The organism is Nonomuraea sp. NPDC003560, from assembly GCF_042878785.1.
GTDB lineage: Bacteria > Actinomycetota > Actinomycetes > Streptosporangiales > Streptosporangiaceae > Nonomuraea.
On the sequence record NZ_JBIAOF010000005.1, the window covers coordinates 279,676 to 302,762 of the forward strand.

Genomic DNA, 23,087 nt, shown 5'->3' on the forward strand with positions numbered 1-23,087 from the left:
AGACCTGTCAGGAGATGTTGTGCAATGCACAACAGCGTGCTGCATTTCGCGAAATTTCATCGAATATGGTGACTTGCGTGCCTGACCGCAACCAGTCCACCTCGCTCCGGCGCGCCCTGGCCGTCCTGGACCACGTACGCGGCCACACCGGCCTGTCGCTCACCCAGCTCGCCGAGGCCGTGGGCCTGTCCAAGAGCACGGTGCTGCGGCTGACCGTCCCGCTCGTGGAGGCCAGGCTGCTCGAACGCGACCGCAGGACCGGGGCGTACCGGCTGGGACACGGCACCCTCCAGCTCGGGCAGGCGTACCTGGCCACGCTGGACCTGCGCGCGGTCGCCGCCGAGGAGTCGCACCGGCTGATGAGCGAGGTGCGCGAGACCGTCCACCTGGTCGTCTACGACCACCCGCACGTCGTCTACATCGACAAGGTGGAGAACGAGACGAACGTGCGCATGGCCTCGCGCATCGGCAGCCGCGGCCCGGTGCACGCCACGGCGGTCGGCAAGGCGATCCTGGCCTGGCAGCCGGAGGACGCGCTGGCCGGGCTGGCGCTCGACCCGATCACCAAGCACACCATCACCGACCCCGACCGGCTGCGCGCCGAACTGACCCACGTCCGGCGGCGCGGCTACGCGGTGGACGACCGCGAGAACGAGCCCGAGGTGCGCTGCGTCGCCGCGCCGATCTTCAACCACAACGACGCCGTCGTCGCCGCCGTCTCGGTCTCCGGGCTCACCTCGCGGATCACCGCCGCGCGGGTGCGGGAGCTCGGGCCGCTGGTGGCCGGGGCGGCGTCGCGGATCTCCAGAAAGCTGGGCAGGCCGACCACATGACCGAACTGGTGACCTTCGGCGAGACCATGGCGCTGTTCGGCGCCCGGCGTACCGGGCCGCTGCGCTTCGCCCGCGACTTCGACCTGGGCCTCGGCGGCGCCGAGTCGAACGTGGCGATCGGCGTGACCCGGCTCGGCCACCGGGCGACGTGGGCCGGACGGGTGGGCGACGACGAGTTCGGCGACCTGATCCGGGCCACGCTCGCCGGCGAGGGCGTGGACGTGCGCGCGGTCACCGACCCGGACGCCCCCACCGGACTGATGATCAAGGGCCGGCGCACGGCCGACCTCGTGGACGTGCGGTACTACCGCAAGGACAGCGCCGGCTCCCGGCTGCGGCCGGCCGACCTCGATCCGGCGCTGATCGCCTCGGCCCGCGTGCTGCACGTCTCCGCGATCACCCCGGCGCTGTCGGCGTCGGCCCGGGAGACCGTGGCGCACGCGATCGCCGTGGCGCGGGCGGCCGGCGTGCTCGTCTCGCTGGACGTCAACTACCGGCGGGCCCTGTGGACGGCGGAGGAGGCGGGCGCCTGGCTGCGCGAGACGGTCGGCGGCGTGGACGTGCTGTTCGCGACCGTGCCGGAGGGCCGCCTGGTCGCCGACGTCGAGGACCCGGCGGAGCTGGCCAAGGCGCTGGCCGCGCTCGGGCCCTCGTACGTGCTGGTCAAGTCGGGGTCGGCGGGCGCGCTGGAGTTGTCCGGCGGGGTGCTGCGGCGGGCGCGGCCGTACCGGGTGACCGAGGTGGACCCGGTGGGCGCCGGGGACGCGTTCGCGGCCGGCTGGCTGGCGGACTGGCTGGCCGGGGCCGCTCCGGAACGGCGGCTGGACAGCGCCTGCGCGGCGGGCGCGTTCGCGGTGACCTCGCAGGGCGACTGGGAGAGCCTGCCCCGCCGGTCCGACCTGGGCCTGCTCGGCCGGGCCGCCGACGACGTGAGCAGGTAGCCGCCCGAGGACGAGGTTTTGCCCGTTTTCGGCCCGTTCTTGAGGGCAGCCGGGGAAGATCTCGTCCGGGGAGAGGAACAGTGCGATGACAGACGTCTCCAGCAAGGGTCCGCAGTCGAACGACGAGCGCGAGGTGCTCACCAACCGACAAGGGCATCCCGTCTACGACAACCAGAACCAGCGGACGGTCGGCCCGCGCGGACCGGCGACGCTGGAGAACTACCAGTTCCTGGAGAAGATCAGTCACTTCGACCGCGAACGCATCCCCGAACGGGTGGTGCACGCCAGGGGCGCGCTGAGCTACGGCTTCTTCGAGGCGTACGGCAAGATCGGCGACGAGCCGGTCAGCCGCTACACCAGGGCCAAGCTGTTCCAGGAGGCCGGCAAGCGCACCGACGTGGCGCTGCGCTTCTCCACCGTGATCGGCGGCCGCGACTCCGCGGAGACCGCCCGCGACCCGCGCGGGTTCGCGATCAAGTTCTACACCGAGGACGGCAACTGGGACCTGGTGGGCAACAACCTGGCCGTCTTCTTCATCAGGGACGCCATCAAGTTCCCCGACGTCATCCACTCGCTCAAGCCCGACCCGGTGACCTTCCGGCAGGACCCGAACCGCATCTTCGACTTCATGTCCCAGACGCCCGAGTCGATGCACATGCTGGTCAACCTGTTCAGCCCGCGCGGCATCCCCGCCGACTACCGGCACATGCAGGGATTCGGCGTGAACACCTACAAGTGGGTCAACCAGCAGGGGGAGACGTTCCTGGTCAAGTACCACTGGATGCCCAAGCAGGGCGTGCGCAGCATGACCGCGGCGGACGCGGCGGTCGTCCAGGCAGGCGACCTCGGGCACGCGACGAAGGACCTGCACGACGCCATCGAGCGCGGCGACTACCCCGAGTGGGAGCTGCTGGTCCAGCTGATGAGCGACGAGGAGCACCCCGAGCTGGACTTCGACCCGCTCGACGACACCAAGGTGTGGCCGGAGAACGAGTTCCCGGCCAGGCCGGTCGGCCGCCTGGTGCTCAACCGCAACGTCGAGAACCAGTTCGCCGAGAACGAGCAGGCCGCCTTCGGCACCGGCGTCCTGGTGGACGGCCTCGACTTCTCCGACGACAAGATGCTGGTCGGCCGGACGTTCTCCTACAGCGACACCCAGCGCTACCGGGTCGGCCCGAACTACCTGCAACTCCCGGTCAACCAGGCCAGGAACGCGCCCATAAGGACCAACCAGCGCGACGGCCAGATGGCGTACTTCGTCGACACCGGCGGCGAGGACCCGCACATCAACTACGAGCCCTCGCTGCGCGGCGGCCTGCGCGAGGCCGAGTACCCGACCCTCGACGAGGAGGGCCCGGTCATCAGCGGCCGGCTCATGCGCAGGCGCATCCCGCGGACCAACGATTACAAGCAGGCCGGCCAGCGCTACCTGCTCATGGAGCAGTGGGAGCGCGACGACCTGGTGCACAACTTCGTCGACGCGCTCAGCCAGTGCGACCGGCGCATCCAGGAGCGCATGGTCTGGCACTTCCTGCTCGTGGAGGACGACCTCGGCCTGCGCGTCGGCGAGGGCCTCGGCATCACCCCGGACGACGTCGCCCACCTGGAGCCGCTGGCGAGCCAGGACCTCACCGACGAGGACCGGGAGCGCCTGGTCAAGCTCGGGCGCAACGGCCCGCGCGACGTGGAGGGCCTGAAGATGACCCACTGCGTGCCGAACGAGCGGGCCGCCCACGCCGACGGCCTCTGAACGACGGCTACAGCAGCCCGGCGGCGGCCAGCAGCTTGCCGACCCGGCCGGTCTCGTCGTCGTTCAGCGGGATCTGCGGCAGCGCGGTGAGCGGGCAGTCGATGACGCCCCGCAGGTGCAGGGCGGCCTTGAACGCGCCCAGCCCCGCCGAGCTGCCGCCCATGCGGCCCGCGCCGACCCGGACGATCTCGAACAGCCTGACCAGGCGTTCCTGCTCGGCCCTGGCCGTCGCCCAGTCGCCGCGGGTGGCGGCCCGGTACAGCTCGGCGTACCCGTGGGGGTCCACGTTGCCGAGGCCGGGCACGACGCCGTCGGCGCCCATCCACAGCGCGGAGTCCACGGTCACCTCCGACCCGGTGAGCACGCTGAACGGCGCCCGGCGGCCCAGGATGACCTGGCGCAGCCCGCCGTCGTCGCCGCTGGAGTCCTTGACCCCGGCGAGCGCGCCCTCGGCGGCCAGGTCGAGCAGCAGGTCGGCGCCCAGCTTGGTGTGCACGCTGACCGGCAGGTCGTAGGCGTAGACCGGCAGGCCGCTGCGGGCGGCGATCGTCCGGAAGTGGGTGCGGATCTCCTCGGGATGGGTGCGCGTGTAGAACGGCGCGGTCGCCACCAGCCCGGACGCCCCCGCCGCCGCCGCGACGCGGGCGTGTTCGAGCACCCGCGGCGTGGTCATGTCGATCACCCCGGCCAGCACCGGCACCTGGCCGCCCACGTGCCCGACGACCGTGTCCAGCACCACCCACCGCTGGGCGTCGGTCAGGTAGGCCACCTCCGAGGAGGAGCCGAGCACGAACAGCGCGTCCACCCCGCCCTCCAGCAGGTGGTCCACCAGCCGGGTCAGGGAGGCGGCGTCCACCTCGTGGCCGGGGGTGAACGGGGTGCAGACCGGGGGGATCACGCCGGTCACCGTCGCGGCCCCGGCGACATCGGGATCTGTCATGAGTGCTCCTGGATCAGCTCTAGGTCGGTGGCTCCGGCCGCCACCGGGTGGTGGCAGTGGAAGAGGTGGTCGTCCCCGGCCCGCGTGGCGGCGGGCATCTCGGCCGCGCACAGGTCGTCGGCCCGCCAGCACCGGGTGCGGAACGGGCAGCCGCTCGGCGGCCTGGTGGCCGACGGCACCGCGCCGACCAGCGGGATCGGGGTGATGGGCGAGATCAGCCCGGGGGTGGCCGAGAACAGCGCCCGCGTGTACGGATGCCTGGCCCGCCCCGGCACCGACCGCGCGGGCGTCTGCTCGACGATCCTGCCCAGGTACATGGTGACCACGCGGTCGCTCATCCGGCGCACGGTCTGGATGTCGTGCGAGATGAACACCATCGCCAGCCCGAGCCGGTCCTTGAGGTCGAGCAGCAGGTTGAGGATCTGGGCGCGGACCGACACGTCCAGGGCGCTGGTGGGCTCGTCGGCGACGACCAGCCGCGGTTCGAGCGCGAGCGCCCTGGCCACGGCCACCCGCTGCCGCTGACCGCCGGAGAGCTGGCCGGGCAGCGCGCCGGCGACGCCGGCGGGCAGGCCGACCAGGTCCAGCAGCTCGCGCACGCGGGCCTCGCGCTCGCCGGGGGTGCCCCGGCGGTGCACGTCGAGCGGGTCGCGCAGGATCCGCCCGACCGGCAGCCGCCGGTTGAGCGCCGTGGACGGGTCCTGGAAGATCAGCCCGACGCCGCCGCCGACGAGCGCGCGCCGCTCGTCCTGCTTCAGCGTCCACAGGTCGCGGCCGTTCAGGCGCACGTTGCCCGAGGTCGGCCGCTGCAGCCCGACCAGCACCTTGGCCAGCGTGGACTTCCCGCAGCCCGACTCCCCCACGATCCCGACGGTCTCGCCGGGCGCGACGGTCAGCGAGGCGGCGGTCAGGGCGTGCACGCGGTCCCGCGCGAACAGCCCTCCCGAGCGGGCCTTGTGCACGACGTGCACGTCGTTCAGCTCAAGCACGTGTCTCACTCCCTGCGAGTTCGACCGCCGGGTGGTGGCAGGCCACCGCGTGCCGCCTGGCCTGCCCGGCCAGCACCGGGGTCTGCGTACGGCACACGCCGGTGGCCATCGGGCACCGGTCGGCGAACCTGCACCCGGCCGGGAAGTCGGCGGGCGCGGGCACCACGCCGGGGATCTGGGTCAGCCGCTCGGCCCCCGACTCCAGCGACAACACCGAGCCGAGCAGCCCCCGCGCGTAGTGGTGGGCGGGCTCGCCGACCAGGGCGGCGGTGGCGCCGGTCTCGACGATCTGGCCGCCGTACATGACGACGACGCGGTCGGTGACGTCGGCGACCAGCGCCAGGTCGTGCGAGACCAGGATCAGCGCGAACCCCAGCTCCTCGCGCAGCCGCAGCAGCAGCTCGATGACCTGCGCCTGGACGGTCACGTCGAGCGCGGTCGTCGGCTCGTCGGCGACGATCAGCTTGGGGTCGCGGGAGAGCGCCATAGCGATCAGCACCCGCTGCCGCTGGCCGCCCGACAGCTCGTGCGGATAGGCGGACAGGGTGCGGCGGGCGTCGAGGCCGACGAGTTCCAGCAGCTCGGCCGGGGTACGCCGGCCGCCCCTGCGGGTGAGCTGCCTGAGCTGGGCCCTGATGGTCATGGCCGGGTTGAGCGAGGACAGCGCGTCCTGGTAGATCATCGCCATCTCGTGGCCGAGCAGGCGGCGGCGGGCCCGGCGCGGCAGCGCGAGCAGCTCCTTCTGGTCGAAGCGCACGTGCCCGCCGACCCGGGCCTGGCGCGGTTGCAGGCCCATGACGGTCAGGGCGGTCAGCGACTTGCCGCAGCCGGACTCGCCGACCAGGCCGACGACCTCGCCGGGCCAGACCTCGAAGCCGACGCCGTCCACGATGTCCACGCCGGGGTCGAAGCCGATTCGCAGGCGTTCGACGCTGAGGATCGGCTGTCCTTGCGGCAGCGGGCGGGCGCGTCCGGCCAGCCGGCGGGCGGCCTCGGCCAGGCCGGGCAGCTCGACGACCTGGCCGGCGCCGGGGGCGGCCTGCTCGTAGGCGTCGTCCTTCCTGGGGGCGGCCCTGCGTGCCGGGGCGGCCCAGGCGTCGGAGATGCCCTCGGACAGGATGTTGAGGGCCAGCACGGTGAGCAGGATCAGCAGGCCGGGGAAGACCGTGGCCCACCAGCCGCCGAGCAGCACCAGGTTCTTGCCGTCGGCGATGACGCTGCCCCACGACGGGTTCGGCGGGCGTACGCCGGCGCCGATGAACGACAGCGACGCCTCGAACACGATCGCGTCGGCCACCATCACCGTGCAGAACACCAGCACGGGCGCCGCGCAGTTGACCGCGACGTGCCTGAGCACGATGTACGGCGTGCGCGCGCCGATGACGCGCTCGGCCGCCACGTAGTCCTCGCCGTACTGGGCGATCACGTTGGCCCGCACGACCCTGGCCACGGACGGCATGTAGAGGAAGGCCATGGCCATGACCAGCACCGGGATGCTGCCGCCGAACACCGCGACCAGCACGGCGGCCAGCGCGATGCCGGGGAAGGCCATGATCACGTCGAGCACGCGCATGACGGTCTCGTCCACCACCCGGCGCGAGGTGGCCGCCACCGCGCCGACGATCGCCCCGGCGACCAGGGCGAGGCCGGTGGCGCCGAGGCCGATGATCAGCGACCAGCGGGCGCCGTACAGGAGCCGGGACAGGATGTCGCGGTTGGCGCTGTCCAGGCCCATCCAGTGCGCGGCCGACGGGCCGCCGCCGGCGGCCTCCTGGAAGTACGGCGAGTGCGGCGCGATCAGCGGCGCGAACAGGGCGGCCAGCACGACCAGGGCGACGACGGCGACCGCCGGCCACGACGCCGCGGGCAGCCGCCGGAAGGCGACGCCGGGCCTGGACAGGCGTTCGGCGAGTCCGCTTCTCATCAGGCGGCACTCCTCAGGCGGGGGTTGACCAGCAGGTAGAGGATGTCGACGACCAGGTTGACCACCATGAAGCCGATCGCGATGGTGAGCACGACGCCCTGCACCACGGCCGGGTCGCCGTCGCGCACCGCGTTGATCATGAGCTGACCCATGCCGGGCAGGCCGTAGATCGTCTCGATGATCACCGTGCCGCCGATCAGGTAGCCGATGCGCAGGCCGAGCACCGTCAGCGGGTTGATCAGCGCGTTGCGCAGCACGTTGCGGCCGACCACGACGATCATCGGCAGGCCGCTGCCGATCGCGGTGCGCACGTAGTCCCGGTCCAGCTCCTCGACCATCGACGTGCGGATGATGCGGGTGAGCTGGGCGGCGATCGGCAGCGACAACGACAGCGCGGGCAGCGTCATCGACTGCAGCCAGCCGGTGAGGGAGTCGGCGGGGTTGATGTAGCCGCCAGTCGGGAACAGCCCCTCGCCGACCGCCAGCCACTGGATCATCAGCAGCGCCAGCCAGAACGCCGGAGCCGCCACGCCGACCAGCGACACGACCCGGATCGCCTGGTCGGGCCAGCGGTCGCGGAACAGCGCCGCGGTCACGCCGAACACCAGCGAGAGCACGATCGCCACGGCCAGGCCGAGGAACGTGAGCTGCAGGGTCAGCGGCAGCGCGGTCGTCACCGACTCGACGACCGGCTTCTTGGTGAGCACGCTGGTGCCCATGTCGCCCTGGGCGAGGTCGGCGACGAAGCGCACGTACCGCAGCGGCAGCGGGTCCAGCAGGCCGTTCTCCTCCTGGAAACGGTGGATCTGCTCCGCCGTGGGGTTCGCGCCCTGGAAGTAGGCGTACTCGGGCTTGACGCCCGAGAAGCGCATCACGACGAACACGAACGCGACCACGCCCAGGACCAGCGGGATCAGGATGAGGAGCCGCCGCAGCAGCATCCTGAGTACGAGCGTCATGTCCTCTTGGCCTGCAGCAGGTTGATGCCGGGGTACGGCTGGGCGCGGATGCCGGAGAGCTTCTTCGGGTCCCAGGCGGTCATCAGCTCGTTGTGGACGACGGGATAGAGCACGGCCTGCTCGGCGACCAGGTCCAGATATCTGTGGATCTGCTCGCTCTTCTTGGCCTTGTCCGTCTCCTTGCCGGCCGCGTCCATCATGGCGAACAGCTTCTCGGCGTCCTTGCTGCCGTCCCAGTGGCTGTACTTCATCCACAGGCCGCCGGGCACGTAGTTGTAGTGCAGGATCAGGTCGGCGTCCATGCCGAACTGGTTGGGGTTCGAGGCCGCCGCGACCACCTGGTAGTCCTGGAACTGGTCCATCTTGGTGAACAGCGCGGCCGTGTCCTGCGGCTCCAGCGTGGTCTTGATCCCGACCGCCTCCCAGGAGGCGGCGATGGTGGGCAGGCAGTCGACGATCCAGCTCACGTTGACGGCCATGAGGTTGACCGTCAGGTTCGTCACCCCCGCCTCCTTCAGCAGCGCCCTGGCCTTGTCGGGGTCGTAGTCGTAGACGACCGAGGCGCGCCGGTGGTCGGGGTGGCCCTCGTTGAGGAAGGAGCTGGAGGCCGTGCCGTGCCCCTTGAGCGCCACGTCGATCATCTTCTGCTTGTCGATGGCGTAGTGCAGCGCCTGGCGGACGCGTACGTCGTCGAAGGGCTTGGCGGCGGTGTTGAACATCAGGAACATGTGGTTCATGCCCTTGCCGCCCTCGACCGTGAGGCCCTGCTGCTTGAGCTGGTCGACGTTGGCGTACGGGATGTTGTCGGCGATCTGCGCCTCGGCCGAGCCGCCGGAGATCTTGGCCACCCGGGCGGAGGCGTCCACGATGGTCAGCCAGTTCATCTTCTTGACGGTGGCCGGGCGAGGGCCGTTGTAGCCGTCGAACGCCTCGAAGGAGGTGTTGGATTTGGGGTTGTGCGCCGCCTGCTTGTACGGCCCGGAGCCGACCGCCATGCCGCTCTTGGCCTTGTCCCACGCGCCCGCCTGGCTGAACACGTGCTTCGGCATGATCTTGGCGATGGTCAGCCGGGGCGCCGCGTCGGGGAAGGGGAACTTCAGGACCAGTTCCACGGTCCGGTCGTCCACCTTCTTCACCTCCTGGAGCCAGGGCTTGAAGAAGTTGCCGGTCAGCACGTTGTCGGGGCCGAGGATGCGCTCGAAGGTGAAGACCACGTCGTCGGCGGTGACCGGCTGCCCGTCGTGCCACTTGGCGCCCTCGCGCAGGGCGAACGTCCACGACGTGGCGTTGGCGTCGGCGGGCAGCGCCGTCGCCAGGGCGGGGTACGGCTCCCGGGTGACCGGGTCGGTGTCGAGCAGCCCTTCGTAGACGTGGCTGATCCCGGCCATCGCGAACGCCGACGCGGTCTGGGTCGGGTCCCAGCTCTGGTCGTTGCCGTAGCCGATGACGGCGGTGATCAGGTCTTTGTTCGATCCGGCGCCGACCGAGCCGGTCGAGGCCGGGCCTCCGGAACAGGCGGAGAGGGTGGCCGCGATGAACGCCGCCGCACCCGTGGCCCCGCTGTAGCGCAGGAAGTCACGGCGGCTGAACTCAGAGCTCACGGATGCCTCCTGGGGGGAACAGGTAGAACGTAGGACATCCCATGTCCTATCTTGTGCGTAACGTGGACGCTAAACGCCAGAGCGTCTTGAGGTCAACAGAGGATTTCCGGAATGTTACCTACGATGAAAGGAAGCTTCATGGCCGCAGTCCCGCGTCCGGCACGTCCCAGCCGGGCCGTCGAGGCCCAGGAGGGCGTCAAGGACCTGATCGTCAGGCGCGGGCTGGTCGCGGGCGACCCGCTGCCCACGGAGTCGGAGCTCATGGAGGAGCTGCAGGTCAGCCGCAACTCCGTCCGGGAGGCGCTGAAGGCTCTGCAGGCGGTCGGCATCGTGGACATCCGCCACGGCTTCGGCATGTTCGTGGGCCGGATGTCGCTGTCCGGGCTGGTGGACGAGCTGGCCTTCCACAGCCGCATCACCCTGCAGAACGGCCGCAACCACCTGGCGCACCTCATCGAGATCCGCGAGATCCTGGAGAGCGGACTCGTCCAGCGGCTCATCGACCTCGGCCCGGAGGCCGACCTCGCCCCGGTGGCCGACGTCATGGCCCGCATGGACCACGAGTCGCAGGTCGGCGAGGTCTCCCCCGAGACCGACCGGCTCTTCCACGACCTGCTCTACCGGCCGCTCGGCAACCCGCTGGTCAGCCAGCTCCTCGGCGCGTTCTGGGACGTCTACCACCAGCTCCGCGACCACCTCGGCGCCCCCGACGAGCCGCCCGGCGACGTGGCCAGGCGGCACCGCGACATCTACGCCGCGGTGCTGGCCGGCGACCGGGCCGCCGCGGTGTCGGCCGTGTACGCGCACTTCGACGGCGTGCGCAACCGGCTGGCCCGGCTGGGGGGTTAGTCCGGGTAGCGGGCCACGCGCCTGGCCCAGGGCCGCCGCCATTCCTCGTACCACTCGGCGAACCACGGGTGGGGCGCGGCCAGCGGCACGATGTGGGCGACGGTCTCGTGGTAGTAGCGCTTCTGGAACCGCCAGTGGAGGCGCTGCAACTCCTGCACGTTGCTCACCCGGTCGGCCAGCTTCACCAGCACCGCCTGCGCCGGGGCCTTGGCCAGCGCGGCCAGGTGGTCGGCCTTCGCGCGCCCGGCGGGCCTGGTCACCCAGCGGACGAGCCCGGTCACCTCCGCGCCGAACCGCCGGGCCAGCTCCCGCTCGGTGCACGCGGTGTCCTCCAGCACGTCGTGCAGCACGATCGCGGTCAGCACGTCGGGGTCGCTCACCTGCGCCCCGGCCACCGCCACCTCAAGCGCCTCCAGCAGATGCTCCACGTACGGCCGCCCGGTGGGACGCTGCTGCACGCCGTGCTGCGTCCGGGCGAAGCGCACCGCCTCGCGCAACCCCGTGACGGTCTGCGACGGGAGCGCCTCGGCCAGGGGGCCGGCGGCCTGGCCCCACGACATCCAGCTCGTGAAGATCTTCATCGGGCTCCTCTCGACGTCCTAGGCTGAGAATATGACCGAGATCGCCGTTCCAGACGGCTCGTGGACGTTCAACGGAGAGATGCTGCGCGTCGTCCCTGGCGGCGACAAGAACGTCCACGAGCTCCGCAAGGTGCTCGGCGAGGTCGCCGTGCCTCTGGAGGCCATCGCGACGTGCGCGTTCGAGCCCGGCCGCAAGGGCGGCCAGCTCCGCCTGCGCCTGCGCTACGGCGCCGACCCCCTGTCCGACCTCGTCGCCGGATCGCTGGCCGCGCCCGCCGACCCGTACCGGCTGGCGGTGCCCAAGGAGCGCGCCGGCGCGGCCCAGTACTTCGCCGACGAGGTCCGCGACACCCTGGAGATCAACCAGACGCCCAGCGGCCCCTGCGAGCACTACCTGCTCCCCGGCCCCGCCATCCCCGTCTCGGCCACGGCGGGCGACGGCACCGCGATCTTCGACGGCGAGCGCGTCCGCCTGGAATGGACCGGTTTCGCCAGCACGGAGAAGGAACGGGCGGGGTCGCAGGAGTTCCCGCTGGCCGAGCTGGTGGGCGTGGAGTGGAAACCGCAGTCCGGCCTCGGCTACGGCACCCTCCGCTTCCGGCTCAAGGGCGACGGGCCCGGCGCGTCCCCGCAGAAGGACCCTCACTGCGTGTCTTGGGGCATCCAGCGCTTCGGCGGCGCGACCGCGCTGGTCGGGGCGGCGGTGCTGGCCCGGCTGCCGCGCGAGCAGCCCGAGGAGCTGGAGCCGGCGGCCTCCGCCGGCGACGCCCACGACGCGGTGCTGCGCCGCCTGGCCGAGCTGGGCGAGCTGCATCGGTCCGGGGTGCTGACCGACGAGGAGTTCGCGGCGGCCAAGCAGGCCATGATCCGCCGGCTCTGACCGGCTTGGCCGACCGTGACGGCGGACGGTCCGGAGGACGAGCTTCCGGGCCGCGGCCGGTCAGGCGGTCATCGGGTCAGCACCATCAACGTGAAGAAGCCGGTGTACTGGCAGAAGTACGACAGGTAGGTGCCCTTCGCCTTGAGCTCCTTGCCCTTGGCGATGCACGCGGCCTCACTGCTGTGGTCGCCGCACTTGATCCAGGTGGAGGCGGAACCCGGCGGGCTCGATCCGCCGGCTTAATCGGCTTGGCCGGCGTCCGTCCCCTGTGGGACGGTTGAGCGGTGTCCGACCAGCTTCCCCGTACCGTTGACGAGGCCGTCGAGGCGGAGCGGAACGGCCGCCAGCCGCGCTACCTCTACTTCTGGGGCCACCGCCCGGCCCGCGACGGCGGTCCCGGCCGCGGCTGCCTGTCGCAGTGGTGGCCGGTCACCTTCACCGAGGGCGGCCACACCTTCGCCTCGGCCGAGCACTACATGATGGCCCACAAGGCGTGGCTGTTCGGCGACCACGACAGCGCCGACCGCATCCTCCTGGCCGCGACCCCGGGCGAGGCCAAGAAGCTCGGCCGCACCGTGCGCGGCTTCGACGAGGCCGTATGGGACGCCCACCGGCTCGACATCGTCGTCCGCGCCTCGCTCGCCAAGTTCGGGGCGCACGCCGACCTGCGGGAGTTCCTGGTCGGCACCCGCGCGCACGTGCTGGTCGAGGCCAGCCCGCTGGACCGGGTCTGGGGCATCGGCCTGGCCGCCGACGACGAGCGCGCCGCGTCCGCGGCGACCTGGCGCGGGCTGAACCTGCTCGGTTTCGCGCTGATGGCGGCCCGCGACGAGCTGGACGCCTGATCAGGTCAGCACTTTGGTGATCTTCGCCAGGTCCAGCAGCCGGAACTCGGCGGGCTCGTGGCACCACACGTCCAGATCCGCGCCGCGCACCTCCGGGCCGCTGACGGTGAGCTCCTCGCCGTCGTGGACGATCCGGGCCGTGCCGTGGTACTCCAGCTCCATCGCCACCCGTTCGCGGGCCTTGGGCGACAGGGCGGTGGCGTACCGGGCGAAGAGGTCGCGCAGGCCGTGGCGGCCCGGCGGCGGCTCGCCGGCGGTGGTGACCAGCCAGGCGGCGGCGCGTTCCGGGCTGAGGACCCCCTGCTCGCGGCCGGCCGGACGGGCCGGGGCGCGCCGGGGCGCGCGGCCGGTCACGGTGAGCGTGCCGTCGGCCTCGCGGGCGACCGGCGCGTACCCGGCCTCCCTGAGCAGGGCCAGGGTCTGCGCCGGGTCGAGCGCGCTGGCCAGGACGGTGGGGGCCAGCAGGCGCGGACGCAGCTTGGCCAGCCTGCGATGCGCGGCCAGCTCGGCCAGCAGGGCCTCGTCGCCGCCCATCACGCAGCAGCCCACCGGGACCACCTCGATCTCCCCGTGCCGCCGGGCGACGTCGTGGATCAGGTACGTCAGAGGCTGCGGCAGCGGGCCGGCGGCCACCTCCTCCAGGGCCGAGACGAGTTCGGCGGCGGTGTGACCGGCGTCCAGGGCGCGGCGCACCGAGGACGCGCCGAACCGCCACGAACCGCCGGGCTCGCGGTCGGCGGCCCGGTCGAGGACCTCCGTCAGGGCGGCGGCGGGCGGGCCGGTGACCACGGCGGTCAGGTCGGTCCCGAACAACGCCTGCCGCCGGGCGCCGGCCAGCAGCCCGGCGGCGGCCTCCCCCACCCGCGGCCCGGACGGCGTCCGGAGGGCCAGGCCGGGCGGGCTGAGGGCGTCCGCGCCGAGCAGGCCCAGCAGCCTCGACTCGGCCAGCACCGCGAGCACGACCTCGCGGCAGCTCGCCCGCTGCAACAACGGAAGGTGCCAGCTCGCGGCCGCCGCCACCTCCTCCGCGTCCGGCACGGCCGCCGCCTCCCCCGTCGCCGTCGCGCCCGGCAGCAGCCCGAACACCACCTCCCGGATGACGCTGGACGGTGTCCCGGTCCCGGCCGGGGCGAGCGGGGTGCGGGGTTTGCCGTCGTACCGGCGGGTCGGGCTGATCGGCAGCCGCCACCACGCCTCGGCCAGCGCGGCGTAGCGGTCGGCCGGCGACAGGCGCAACCACGCGTCGTAGGCCCTGGTCGGCGAGACCCCGGCAGGCCGGGTCTCGGTCGCGCGCCGGGTGCGCACCTGCGTGAGCGGGTTGGCGGCCAGCAGCCCGGCGGCGTGCACGAGGTCGAGCAGCAGGCGGACCTCGTCCTCGGCGCAGCCCAGGCGGCCGGCCAGGCGGCGCACCTCCTTGACGCCGACGCCGCCACCCTTCAGCTCGGGCAACGGCTGCGCCGCCGCGTCCTGCAGCAGGGCCGCGGCCCGGTCCAGGAGGCGGAGGGCGGCCACGGACGCCTCGTGCGCGACCAGGTCGGCGGCGACCGGCCGGGTACGGACCGCCGGCTGCTCGACCGGCAGGTCGATCCGGTGGTCGGGCCCGCGCAGCGCGAGCGCGACCTCCATGGGCATGACGTAGGTGCGCTCCCAGTCGACGCTCCAGACGAGACCGTGGTCGCGGGCCCACCGCGCCGGGGTCACCGGCCCCCGCGGCTGGTTCCGGCCGCGCGGCGGGAACTCGTCGAGCACCCGCGCGGGACCGCGTTCGAGGAAGTCGTCGAGCAGCTCGCGGGTGCCCGCCGGGGCGCGGGCGACCAGCCGGGCCAGCCTGCCGGGATCGCGGAGGGCCGTGGTGATCGACTCGATCAGCGCCGCTTTGCGCGGCGTGCCCGTGCCGCCCAGCCGCCGGTGCACGTCGGTCAGCTCGGCCACGGTGACGTGCGCGAGCAGCCCGGACAGGGCGGGGCCCAGCCCCAGGGGCGTCGGCAGCACCGCGGGCAACCCGGCGGCCAGGTGCAGCGCGCCGCCCTCGCCCCGCCGTACGAGCGCGACGCGTTCGAGCCGGTCGATCAGCCCGGGCAGGTCGGCGCCGGCGGTCACCAGGTCGGGCAGCGGCCGGCCGCTGCGGGCCGACACCAGGATCGCCTCCACCAGCAGCAGGCAGGGCAGCGGTGTCCGGGACAGCGCCAGGTGCACGGACTCCGGCGCGTCGAGCCGCTCGGCCAGCTCGGCCGGCCGCCGCGGCGGCACGGGCCGCAACACGTCGGGCCGCGCGGCCAGCAGCTCGGTCAGCCGCTCGCGCCCCAGCCCCGCCAGCCATTCCGGAAACGTCTCGTCCACCGACCGATTGTCGCAAGCCGCGGGGAGCGACGGGGCCCCGAAAACAGCGAAACCGCCTGGCGAGCCAGGCGGTTTCGGGGTGGTGCGCCGCCAGGGACTCGAACCCCGGACCCGCTGATTAAGAGTCAGCTGCTCTAACCAACTGAGCTAGCGGCGCAACAGGGTTAACTGTATCAGCCGCCGGACGGTGCCCGCACATCAGCCGAGCCGCTCCCCCAGCCGCCCGTACGCCCTCAGCACCAGGTCCCAGAACCCCTTCACGTCCACGGACGTCGCGACCAGCGCGTTCGCCGGCCGTCCGCGCAGGTCGAAGTCGGTGACGGTCATCCCCCGCGTGTACGTCCCGGCGGTCTCCACGTTCACCACGGCCGGCACGCAGGTGAACAGCGACGGGTCCAGCACGTACGCCACCGCGCAGGCGTCGTGGATGGCCGGGCCGCCCTCGGCCGTCACCACGCCGTAGAACTGCGCGGCGGGCACCAGCAGCTCCGACAGCCGGCCGAGCGGCCGCATGCGGTCGAGCACGTCCGCGGTGACCAGGGCGGACAGGGTCACGTCGAGGCCGAGCTGGCGGACCTGCCAGCCGGCCTCGAAGACGATCGCCGCGGCCTCGGGGTCGGCCAGCATGTTGAACTCGGCCGCCGGGTTGTGGTTCCCCCGGGTGTACGAGCCGCCCATGATCACCAGCTCCCTGGCCCACTCCACGACGCGGGGCTCGCGGCGTACGGCGAGGGCGATGTTGGTCAGCGGGCCCACCGCGACCAGCGTGATCTCGCCCGGCGCGGCACGCAGGGCGTCCACGATGAAGTCCACCGCGTGCCCCTCCGACAGGGGACGCACGGGGGCGGGCAGGACGACGTCGCCGAGCCCGGTGTCGCCGTGGACGTGCCCGGCGCGGACCGTGCGGTGCAGCAGGGCACCCGCGCTGCCGGGCGTGACCGGCACGTCGCCGAGGTCGAGGAACTCCCGGAGCGCCAGCGCGTTCGCGGTGGTCAGCTCCAGGTCGACGTTGCCGCCCACGGTGGTGACGCCCACGACGTCGAGGTCGGGGGAGCCGGCGGCGAGGGCCAGGGCGAGGGCGTCGTCGATGCCGGGGTCGCAGTCGATGAGAACTTTCTTCACACCACAGGACAATACGCATGGCCGATGGCAGATGAGGCAGCGCCCGTGCCGGCTGCGGGCATGGATCGGGGCCGGGCAGTTCCCCCAAATCTGCCCGGCCCCGATCGGTGGCGGTCCAGGCCGACGTCTTCCCCCAAAAACGTCGGCGGTCCCGCACTCGCGGACCGCGGTCCCCCTCCGCGTCCGCATCGGTGAAGGTCTGTTGTGGCCTCTCGACCTGCTACAACGCTACCGAGACGAATGCAACGGTCGCGTCATAACGGGGTCGAATAAGCGTTTAATCCGACTAGGGAAGCTCCAATCGAACCTCCGTACCGTCCTGCAACGATCTGCTCACCGTGCAGTACTTGTCGTGCACCCGCCCGGCCACCGCCCTGAAGACCTCGTCGGCCGCCTCCGAGGGCAGCTCCACGTCGTAGGTGACCGTCACCGGCCCGAGCTTGTTCGGCTCGACCTTCTCCGACTCCACCGTCATGGCCAGGCGCACCAGCCGGTGCCCGCGCTTGGCCGTGAGCGGCTCGACGGTCACGATGTTGCAGCCGCCCACCGCCGCGAGCAGCAGCTCGACCGGGGTGAACACGCCCTCGTCGTCGCCGCCGCCGATCTTCACCTCGGCGCCGCGGGCGTTCGTGGCCCGGAAACCGCCGTCTTCTGTCCGCTCAACACGCACGTTAGCCATGTTTCAGACCTTACTCAGAAAGCTCTCATGTTCCTTCAGCATCGTCGTAGACATGGCTAGTGAGGTGAATGCGAGTCACGGTCCCATCCTCTTCTGGTGCGGGGTCGCGGTCGCCGAGTTCGGCGCGATCCAGCCGGGGTTCGGCTACCCCTGGCGGCCCACCGCCTACGCCGCCGCGGCGTTGCTCGTCGCGCTCGGCTTCGCCACCGTCAAGGCCGCCGACCTGCTCCGCACCGAGCAGGCCCGGCAGCGGCTGCGGCTCGGCGGCTACCTGGCCGGCGCGCTGCTGGTGGCCCACGAGCTGAGCTCCACCGCGTACGTGACGGAACTCAGCCGCGTCGGTTCGCTGCTGCTGTACGCGATGGCGGCGGTCATGGCGGTCCGCAGCCACACGGTCGTCCCGCAGACCAGGGGCAGGGTGCTGATCGCGTCCGGCATGGACCCGGACACCCTGCGCACCCGGCTGGCCGGCGCGGGCGCCAGGACGGACACCGTGGCCGTCTACCGGGCCGAGCGCGCCACCAGCGAGCTGCGCGACCTGGAGACCAGGTACGGTCTCATCCTCGTCACCGGCGCCGAGCACGACCCGAGGGCCAAGGAGCGCATCAGCGCCTCCGGGCTCAGCCGCGAGATCCCCGACATCGCCGAGCGCGAGGTGGTCGTCGAGGGCCCGCGCCCGTTCACCCGGTACGTCGGCGGCGCATTGTCACGCCTCGCGATCCCGAGATCACAGGTCCATTTCAAACCAGGGCAAAAGGTTTAGCCCCACGTTACGGCCGACGTGAGAGCGTGGGCAGCGGACAAGGAGGCCAGGTGACGATTTTCCCCGGAAGCGCCCGTGTCGACACGGTCATGGGCATGCCCGTCAGCGTGGACATCCGCACGGCTCTGCCGGCCCGAGAGCTCACCCCCCTGCTCGACGACGCCTTCTCCTGGTTGCGCTGGGTGGCCGACACCTTCAGCCCGGCCAAGGAGGACAGCCAGATCTGGCGCCTCAACCACGGCCTGACCATCAGGCAGATCCCCGAGCTCGTCGAGGTCCTGCACCGCTGCGAGGAGCTGGGCGAGGCGACCGGCGGCTGGTTCGAGCACCGGATCAACGGCGTGATCGACCCGTCCGGCTACATCAAGGGCTGGGCCCTGGAACGCCTGTCGCGGGCGCTGTGCAACGCGGGCGCCGGTGACCACCGCATCAACGCGGGCGGCGACATCAGGGTGCGCGGCTCGGCCGCCCCGGGCAAGCCGTGGCGGGTCGGCATCCGCGACCCGCGCACCGACGTCGTCAGGAAGGCGCTGTTCGCCCACGACCTCGGCATCGCCACCTCGGGCGGCGCGGCCGTGGTGGACCCGCGCACCGGGGAGCGCCAGCAGACGCTCGGCTCGGTCACCGTGATCGGCCCCGACCTCGGCGTGGCCGACGCCTACGCCACCGCCATGTACGCCATGGGCCCCACCCTGGCCAGGCGGTTCGCGACCGACCTGGCCGAGGCCGGCGCGTACGACACCATGATCGTGCTCCGGGACGGCCAGGAGGTCAGCACGCCGGGCATCTCGGGCATCGCCGCGGGGGCGCGCCTGGCCGGCTGAGCGCGGCTCAGGCGTCGGGATGATCGCGCAGATATTCCAGGTAGATCGGCCGCAACGCCTCGCCCAGCTCACCCTCGCCCGCCGCGAGCGCGTCGCTGAGCAGCGCGGACACCCGGCTGAGGTCGTTGGCGGTCTCACTCTCGTGACCGCTCGCGGCCTCGGCGGCCGGGATCACCTTCAGCAGGTTCCACAGGAAGCCCAGATCCCCATGGCGTACGGCGTACCGCACCGCTCGGTCGTGCAACTCCGCCGCGGGCAACGAATCAAGACCATTAGCGTCCATCCCGCTCCCTTTCCCGACATGAGTCACAGGTAACCGCCGCCACAGTGCGTGATCGACCGGCTTCGCGCGGTCGATCTATCGCGCCGGCGATCGCGAAGTGGGAGGATCAACCAGCGTGAGATTCATCATCAGAACCGTGGCCGCGGCCGCCGCCCTCTGGGTCGCCATCCAGCTCCTCGACGGCATCAGGATCACCGCCCCGGAGAACTCGGCCAAGTACTGGGGCGTCCTGCTCCTCGTGGCCCTGATCTTCGGTGTCGTCAACGCCATCGTGAAGCCGATCGTCAAGGCGCTGGGCTGCGCGGTCATCGTGCTGACCCTCGGGTTGTTCCTCCTCGTCATCAACGCGGCCATGCTGCTGCTGACGAGCTGGATCGCCGGCCAGTTCGACATCCCCTTCCACGTCGACAACTTCTACCCCGCCGCCTTCTGGGGCGCGATCATCATCAGCGTGGTCAGCTGGCTGCTCGGCCTGTTCATCCCCGACAACGACTGATCCCCTCCCCATGCAGCTCAACGGCGCCGGCCTGACCTGCGCCCAGGTGCACGAAGCCGCCCACGGCCGGGCCCGGGTCACGATCGGTCCCCTCGATCGGGCCCGGGCCTCGTGGGCCACCGCCCAGGGGCTGACCGGCCCCGTCTACGGCCGCAGCACGGGCGTGGGCGCCAACCGGGACGTCCGGCTCGACTCCCCCGGCCTCGACCTGCTGCGCAGCCACGCCTGCGGGGCAGGTCCCCTGGTGGCCGACGAGCGGGCGCGGGCCATGCTCGTCGTGCGGCTCAACCAGCTCGTCGCGGGCGGCTCGGGCATCGACCCGGCCGTGCTGCCCGTCCTGGCCGAGGCGGTCACGGGCGGGTTCACGCCGCCGGTCCGCACGTACGGCGCGATCGGCACCGGCGACCTGACCGCGCTCGCCACCACGGCCCTGTGCCTGCTGGGCGAGGTGCCCTGGCGGCGGGCGGGCGAGGAGACGGCCGGGCCGCGCTTCGCGCTCGCCTCCGGCGACGCGCTGCCCTTCATCAGCTCGGGGGCGGCCACGCTGGCCGACGCCGCGCTGGCCTGCCACCGGTTGGGCGCGCTGCTGGAGGCGGCCGTCGACGTGGCCGCCCTGTCCTTCACCGCGGTGGACGCCTCCGCCGAGCCGCTGGCCGCCGCCGTCCAGGAGGCCAGGCCGCATCCGGGCCAGTCGCGCGTGGCCGGACGCCTGCGCGGCCTGCTCACCCACGAGCTGGCCACCCGCGTCCAGGACCCGTACGGCTACCGCGCCTTCGCGCAGGTGCACGGCGCGGCCGTGGACGCGTTGGAGCGTGCCACCGCCACCGTCGAGACCGACCTGAACGCCGCCACCGAGAACCCGCTCATCACCGGCACCCTGGCCTGGCACAACGGCAACTTCCACTCGGCCCCGGTGGCCCTGGCCCTCGACGCGCTGCGCGCCGCGCTGGCCCAGACCGCCCAGCTCAGCACCGCCCGCCTGGCCACCCTCATGAACCCCGCCTACACCGGGCAGCTGCCCTTCCTGGCCGACCGGCCGGGCGCCTCCGGGCTGATGATCCTGGAGTACGTGGCCCAGGACGCCCTGGCCGAGCTGCGCCACCTCGCGGCCCCCGTGACGACCGGGACCGCGGTGATCTCGCTGGGCACCGAGGACCACGCCGGTTTCGCCACCCAGGCCGCCCGCCACGCGCTGCGCTGCCTCGAACCGCTGGAGATCGTGCTGGCCTGCGAGCGCGCCGCCGCCGTGCGGGCCCGCAAGGGGGCACGGCCCGACGGGCAGCTCACCGACGAGCTGGACGAGGCGCGGGCGGCGCTTGCGCGACCGAGCCCCGCTCCCTGAGCGTCGGCTCCTGGACCACCCGGCGGCGGCGGGTGCCGCCGTCGGCCGCGGCCGCGATGAGCCGCACCGCGGCCCTGACGATGCCGTCGATGTCCCAGTCGACGGTGGTCAGGCCGGGGGTGAGCAGCCCCGACATGGGGTGGTCGTCGTAGCCCATGACCGACACGTCGCCCGGGATGGACAGGCCCAGCTCCTTGGCCGCGGCGTAGACGCCGTAGGCGATGGAGTCGGCGAAGCAGAAGACCGCGCTCGGCCTGGACGTGGAGAGGATCTCGTGGGCCGCCGAGGTGGCCGCCGCCAGGTCGTGGGGGGCCGTGACGACCTCGATGTCGAGCCCCAGCCGGTCGGCCTCGGCCAGGACGTGCACGTCGGCCGGACGGTCGGGGGTGCTGGCCTGGGTGGGCGTGAGCACGGCGATCCGACGGTGACCGAGGCCGGCCAGGTGTTCCAGGGCCAGCGTGACGCCCCGGCGGTTGTCGAAGACGACCTCGCCGGCCGTGCCCGCCAGGGAGTCGCCGATCGCGACGACGGGCAGCGACTCGCACAGCTCGGCCCAGAACGGCGCGGCCGGGTCGACCGGCTGCACGATCATGCCGTCGACGCGCTGGTCGCGGAGCTGCTGGGCGAGCACGCGCTCACGGTCGGGGTCGCCGACCGCGTCGAGGATCAGGGCATAGCGGTCTTTCTCCCGCAGGCCCCTGCTGATGCCGACCGCCAGCGACTGCTGCCACAGGTCTTCGAGCGAGCCGCAGAGCAGGCCGATCATGCCCGTGCGGCCGCTGGCCAGGGCCCTGGCGATGGGGTCGGCCTCGTAGCCGAGCTCGGCGGCGGCGGCGCGCACGCGCTCCATGGTCTCCTCCGAGACCTGCATGCCGCGCAGCGCATAGGAGACGGCCGCCGGAGACAGGCCGGTCGCGCGGGCCACTTCCCGAATCGTCGCTCTCTTCCGCGGCATCCCGCCAGCCTATTGCCTGCCACCGACAGAAGCCGGACTCCCGCACGGGCTCGCGCGGTTCTTCTGGGACCGCCCTCAACGTGCGAACCGTTGACAAATAGGGCAGTGAAGCGGTTCACTGAACCGTATCACTGAAACGGTTCACCTGATTGATTTCGCAGTACAGTTCGTTTACCTGTAATCTCAGTAGGAAATAGAGGGAGGTGTGATCGTGAGCATCGACGTGCACCAGCACCTGTGGACGGGTTCGTTCGTCGCCGCGCTGCGCGCTCGCACCGCCCCGCCCCGGCTCGACGGCTGGACGCTGCTGCTCGACGGCGAGCCGCCGTACGAGGTGAACCCGGCCGACCACGAGCACCGGGACACGGCCGGGCTCGAGCTGGCGCTGGTGTCGATGTCGAGCCCGCTGGGCGTGGAGTTCCTGCCGCCGGAGGAGGCGTGGCCGCTGATCGACGCCTACCACGAGGGCGCGCTCGGGCTGGGCGAGCCGTTCGGGGTGTGGGCGGCGACCTGTCACAGCGAGCCCGATCCGGAGCGGCTGGCCAAGGACCTCGACCGGGGGCTGGCCGGGCTGCAGATCCCGGCCACCGCCGTACCCGACGACCGGCTGCTCGACGTGCTCACCGAGCGGGACCTGCCGCTGTTCGTGCATCCCGGGCCCGCCACCGTGCCGCCGCCGCCGGGGACGCCGCCGTGGTGGCCGGCGCTGGTGCCGTACGTGCAGCAGATGCACGCGGCCTGGCACCACTTCCACGCCGTGGTCCGGCCCCGGCATCCTCGGCTGCGGGTGTGCTTCGCGCTGCTGGCGGGGCTGGCGCCGCTGCACTCCGAACGGCTCATCGCCCGTGGCGGCACCGGGCGCGGCCTGGTCGATCCCGGTTTCTACGTGGAGACGTCCTCGTACGGGCCGCGTGCCATCGACGCGATCGTCCGCGAGCTGGGCGTGGACGTCGTCGTCAACGGCTCCGACGCGCCGTACGCCACGGCCCCCGACCCCGGCCTCGGCACCGCCGCCCACCACGCCATCCGCTCCACCAACCCCCGCCGCCTCCTGGGCCTCCCCCCACCATGACCCCGCGAGGGAGCGCCCCCACCTGGCCCCCCAGGCCGCCTCACGCAGTAAGGCCATTGGACCCGCGAGGGAGCGCCGGCGTCTGGAGGAGCGGCGGGAGCGCAGCGACCAGAGCGGGG

At 72.4% G+C, this 23,087-nt stretch carries 22 protein-coding genes and 1 tRNA gene; 11 read left to right on the forward strand and 12 right to left on the reverse strand.

Annotated features, from left to right (window positions below):
• The first annotated feature begins 77 nt into the window (after positions 1 to 77).
• The 3 genes from ACFYUV_RS21940 to ACFYUV_RS21950 all read left to right on the forward strand — a co-directional run bounded on the left by ACFYUV_RS21940 (position 78) and on the right by ACFYUV_RS21950 (position 3,524).
• Entirely contained in the window at positions 78 to 833 is a 756-nt protein-coding gene (locus ACFYUV_RS21940) for an IclR family transcriptional regulator (RefSeq protein WP_387670897.1), read from the forward strand.
• Positions 830 to 1,774: a sugar kinase gene (locus tag ACFYUV_RS21945; protein WP_387670899.1), complete on the forward strand. Its 945-nt coding sequence runs from the start codon at positions 830 to 832 to the stop codon at positions 1,772 to 1,774. Before ACFYUV_RS21940 ends, ACFYUV_RS21945 begins: the two co-directional genes overlap by 4 nt.
• An 85-nt stretch (positions 1,775 to 1,859) precedes the next feature.
• Positions 1,860 to 3,524 (forward strand): catalase, encoded by a 1,665-nt coding sequence (locus ACFYUV_RS21950; RefSeq protein WP_387670901.1) that lies wholly within the window; start codon positions 1,860 to 1,862, stop codon positions 3,522 to 3,524.
• A 7-nt stretch (positions 3,525 to 3,531) separates the two neighbouring features.
• Here ACFYUV_RS21950 and ACFYUV_RS21955 read toward each other — a convergent pair whose 3' ends face one another.
• From ACFYUV_RS21955 to ACFYUV_RS21975, 5 genes are read right to left on the reverse strand one after another with little or no spacing between them, the layout of a single operon-like run.
• Positions 3,532 to 4,464 carry a dihydrodipicolinate synthase family protein gene (locus ACFYUV_RS21955; protein ID WP_387670903.1) on the reverse strand — a complete coding sequence of 311 codons (933 nt, stop codon included), beginning with the start codon at positions 4,462 to 4,464 and terminating at the stop codon, positions 3,532 to 3,534.
• Entirely contained in the window at positions 4,461 to 5,453 is a 993-nt protein-coding gene (locus tag ACFYUV_RS21960; RefSeq protein ID WP_358288362.1) for an ABC transporter ATP-binding protein, read from the reverse strand. Before ACFYUV_RS21960 ends, ACFYUV_RS21955 begins: the two co-directional genes overlap by 4 nt.
• The gene (locus tag ACFYUV_RS21965) at positions 5,446 to 7,377 is read right to left on the reverse strand and encodes a dipeptide/oligopeptide/nickel ABC transporter permease/ATP-binding protein (RefSeq protein ID WP_387670905.1); all 1,932 of its coding nucleotides are present in this window, start codon (positions 7,375 to 7,377) and stop codon (positions 5,446 to 5,448) included. The genes ACFYUV_RS21960 and ACFYUV_RS21965 overlap by 8 nt, the downstream gene beginning before the upstream one ends.
• Complete coding sequence (locus ACFYUV_RS21970; RefSeq protein WP_387670907.1) at positions 7,377 to 8,336, reverse strand: ABC transporter permease; 960 nt, start codon at positions 8,334 to 8,336, stop codon at positions 7,377 to 7,379. The genes ACFYUV_RS21965 and ACFYUV_RS21970 overlap by 1 nt, the downstream gene beginning before the upstream one ends.
• The gene (locus ACFYUV_RS21975; protein WP_387670909.1) at positions 8,333 to 9,937 is read right to left on the reverse strand and encodes an ABC transporter substrate-binding protein; all 1,605 of its coding nucleotides are present in this window, start codon (positions 9,935 to 9,937) and stop codon (positions 8,333 to 8,335) included. Before ACFYUV_RS21975 ends, ACFYUV_RS21970 begins: the two co-directional genes overlap by 4 nt.
• 138 nt (positions 9,938 to 10,075) lie before the next feature.
• Between ACFYUV_RS21975 and ACFYUV_RS21980 the strand changes: the two genes are divergently transcribed.
• The gene (locus ACFYUV_RS21980) at positions 10,076 to 10,786 is read left to right on the forward strand and encodes a FadR/GntR family transcriptional regulator (RefSeq protein ID WP_387670911.1); all 711 of its coding nucleotides are present in this window, start codon (positions 10,076 to 10,078) and stop codon (positions 10,784 to 10,786) included.
• Here the strand turns inward: ACFYUV_RS21980 and ACFYUV_RS21985 are convergent.
• Positions 10,783 to 11,367, reverse strand: a complete 585-nt coding sequence (locus tag ACFYUV_RS21985) for an HD domain-containing protein (RefSeq protein ID WP_358288374.1) — start codon at positions 11,365 to 11,367, stop codon at positions 10,783 to 10,785. The two genes, ACFYUV_RS21980 and ACFYUV_RS21985, sit on opposite strands and share 4 nt — an antisense overlap.
• Before the next feature lie 31 nt (positions 11,368 to 11,398).
• Here ACFYUV_RS21985 and ACFYUV_RS21990 point away from each other — a divergent pair, with 31 nt between their 5' ends.
• A complete protein-coding gene (locus ACFYUV_RS21990; protein WP_387670914.1) occupies positions 11,399 to 12,247 on the forward strand; it encodes a DUF4429 domain-containing protein in 849 nt (282 codons plus the stop codon).
• A gap of 284 nt (positions 12,248 to 12,531) precedes the next feature.
• Positions 12,532 to 13,092, forward strand: coding sequence for an NADAR family protein (locus ACFYUV_RS21995; RefSeq protein WP_387670916.1), 561 nt, complete (start codon positions 12,532 to 12,534; stop codon positions 13,090 to 13,092).
• On the opposite strand, the gene ACFYUV_RS22000 is transcribed toward ACFYUV_RS21995, so the two are convergent.
• The 4 genes from ACFYUV_RS22000 to ACFYUV_RS22015 all read right to left on the reverse strand — a co-directional run bounded on the left by ACFYUV_RS22000 (position 13,093) and on the right by ACFYUV_RS22015 (position 17,233).
• Positions 13,093 to 15,432: a helicase-associated domain-containing protein gene (locus tag ACFYUV_RS22000; protein ID WP_387670918.1), complete on the reverse strand. Its 2,340-nt coding sequence runs from the start codon at positions 15,430 to 15,432 to the stop codon at positions 13,093 to 13,095.
• Between the two features lie 80 nt (positions 15,433 to 15,512).
• Positions 15,513 to 15,589, reverse strand: a tRNA-Lys gene (locus tag ACFYUV_RS22005).
• 41 nt (positions 15,590 to 15,630) lie between these two features.
• Positions 15,631 to 16,554 (reverse strand): nucleoside hydrolase, encoded by a 924-nt coding sequence (locus ACFYUV_RS22010; RefSeq protein WP_387670920.1) that lies wholly within the window; start codon positions 16,552 to 16,554, stop codon positions 15,631 to 15,633.
• A gap of 286 nt (positions 16,555 to 16,840) precedes the next feature.
• A complete protein-coding gene (locus ACFYUV_RS22015; RefSeq protein ID WP_358288389.1) occupies positions 16,841 to 17,233 on the reverse strand; it encodes an OsmC family protein in 393 nt (130 codons plus the stop codon).
• A gap of 52 nt (positions 17,234 to 17,285) precedes the next feature.
• On the opposite strand from ACFYUV_RS22015, the gene ACFYUV_RS22020 reads away from it, so the two are divergent.
• On the forward strand, positions 17,286 to 17,996 hold the full coding sequence (locus ACFYUV_RS22020; RefSeq protein WP_387670922.1) for a hypothetical protein: 711 nt from the start codon (positions 17,286 to 17,288) through the stop codon (positions 17,994 to 17,996).
• A 50-nt stretch (positions 17,997 to 18,046) separates the two neighbouring features.
• On the forward strand, positions 18,047 to 18,820 hold the full coding sequence (locus tag ACFYUV_RS22025; RefSeq protein WP_352352103.1) for an FAD:protein FMN transferase: 774 nt from the start codon (positions 18,047 to 18,049) through the stop codon (positions 18,818 to 18,820).
• A 7-nt stretch (positions 18,821 to 18,827) separates the two neighbouring features.
• Here the strand turns inward: ACFYUV_RS22025 and ACFYUV_RS22030 are convergent, their stop codons facing one another.
• Positions 18,828 to 19,103: a hypothetical protein gene (locus ACFYUV_RS22030; protein WP_352319467.1), complete on the reverse strand. Its 276-nt coding sequence runs from the start codon at positions 19,101 to 19,103 to the stop codon at positions 18,828 to 18,830.
• 115 nt (positions 19,104 to 19,218) lie between these two features.
• Here ACFYUV_RS22030 and ACFYUV_RS22035 point away from each other — a divergent pair, with 115 nt between their 5' ends.
• Positions 19,219 to 19,599: a phage holin family protein gene (locus ACFYUV_RS22035; protein WP_387670925.1), complete on the forward strand. Its 381-nt coding sequence runs from the start codon at positions 19,219 to 19,221 to the stop codon at positions 19,597 to 19,599.
• Positions 19,600 to 19,609: 10 nt separating this feature from the next.
• Positions 19,610 to 20,941 carry an aromatic amino acid ammonia-lyase gene (locus tag ACFYUV_RS22040; RefSeq protein WP_387670927.1) on the forward strand — a complete coding sequence of 444 codons (1,332 nt, stop codon included), beginning with the start codon at positions 19,610 to 19,612 and terminating at the stop codon, positions 20,939 to 20,941.
• Here ACFYUV_RS22040 and ACFYUV_RS22045 read toward each other — a convergent pair.
• Positions 20,883 to 21,866 (reverse strand): LacI family DNA-binding transcriptional regulator, encoded by a 984-nt coding sequence (locus tag ACFYUV_RS22045; protein ID WP_387670929.1) that lies wholly within the window; start codon positions 21,864 to 21,866, stop codon positions 20,883 to 20,885. The genes ACFYUV_RS22040 and ACFYUV_RS22045 overlap by 59 nt on opposite strands.
• Before the next feature lie 241 nt (positions 21,867 to 22,107).
• Here ACFYUV_RS22045 and ACFYUV_RS22050 point away from each other — a divergent pair, with 241 nt between their 5' ends.
• On the forward strand, positions 22,108 to 22,968 hold the full coding sequence (locus ACFYUV_RS22050) for an amidohydrolase family protein (RefSeq protein ID WP_387670931.1): 861 nt from the start codon (positions 22,108 to 22,110) through the stop codon (positions 22,966 to 22,968).
• The last annotated feature ends 119 nt before the right edge of the window (positions 22,969 to 23,087 follow it).

Bases quoted from the DNA above. Each gene is read 5' to 3' on its own strand.
- ACFYUV_RS21945 (WP_387670899.1), top strand. From the start codon at position 830: ATGACCGAACTGGTGACCTTCGGCGAGACCATGGCGCTGTTCGGCGCC.
- ACFYUV_RS21950 (WP_387670901.1), top strand. From the start codon at position 1,860: ATGACAGACGTCTCCAGCAAGGGTCCGCAGTCGAACGACGAGCGCGAG.
- ACFYUV_RS21955 (WP_387670903.1), bottom strand. From the start codon at position 4,464: ATGACAGATCCCGATGTCGCCGGGGCCGCGACGGTGACCGGCGTGATC.
- ACFYUV_RS21965 (WP_387670905.1), bottom strand. From the start codon at position 7,377: ATGAGAAGCGGACTCGCCGAACGCCTGTCCAGGCCCGGCGTCGCCTTC.
- ACFYUV_RS21970 (WP_387670907.1), bottom strand. From the start codon at position 8,336: ATGACGCTCGTACTCAGGATGCTGCTGCGGCGGCTCCTCATCCTGATC.
- ACFYUV_RS21980 (WP_387670911.1), top strand. From the start codon at position 10,076: ATGGCCGCAGTCCCGCGTCCGGCACGTCCCAGCCGGGCCGTCGAGGCC.
- ACFYUV_RS21985 (WP_358288374.1), bottom strand. From the start codon at position 11,367: ATGAAGATCTTCACGAGCTGGATGTCGTGGGGCCAGGCCGCCGGCCCC.
- ACFYUV_RS21990 (WP_387670914.1), top strand. From the start codon at position 11,399: ATGACCGAGATCGCCGTTCCAGACGGCTCGTGGACGTTCAACGGAGAG.
- ACFYUV_RS22015 (WP_358288389.1), bottom strand. From the start codon at position 17,233: ATGGCTAACGTGCGTGTTGAGCGGACAGAAGACGGCGGTTTCCGGGCC.
- ACFYUV_RS22020 (WP_387670922.1), top strand. From the start codon at position 17,286: ATGGCTAGTGAGGTGAATGCGAGTCACGGTCCCATCCTCTTCTGGTGC.
- ACFYUV_RS22030 (WP_352319467.1), bottom strand. From the start codon at position 19,103: ATGGACGCTAATGGTCTTGATTCGTTGCCCGCGGCGGAGTTGCACGAC.
- ACFYUV_RS22040 (WP_387670927.1), top strand. From the start codon at position 19,610: ATGCAGCTCAACGGCGCCGGCCTGACCTGCGCCCAGGTGCACGAAGCC.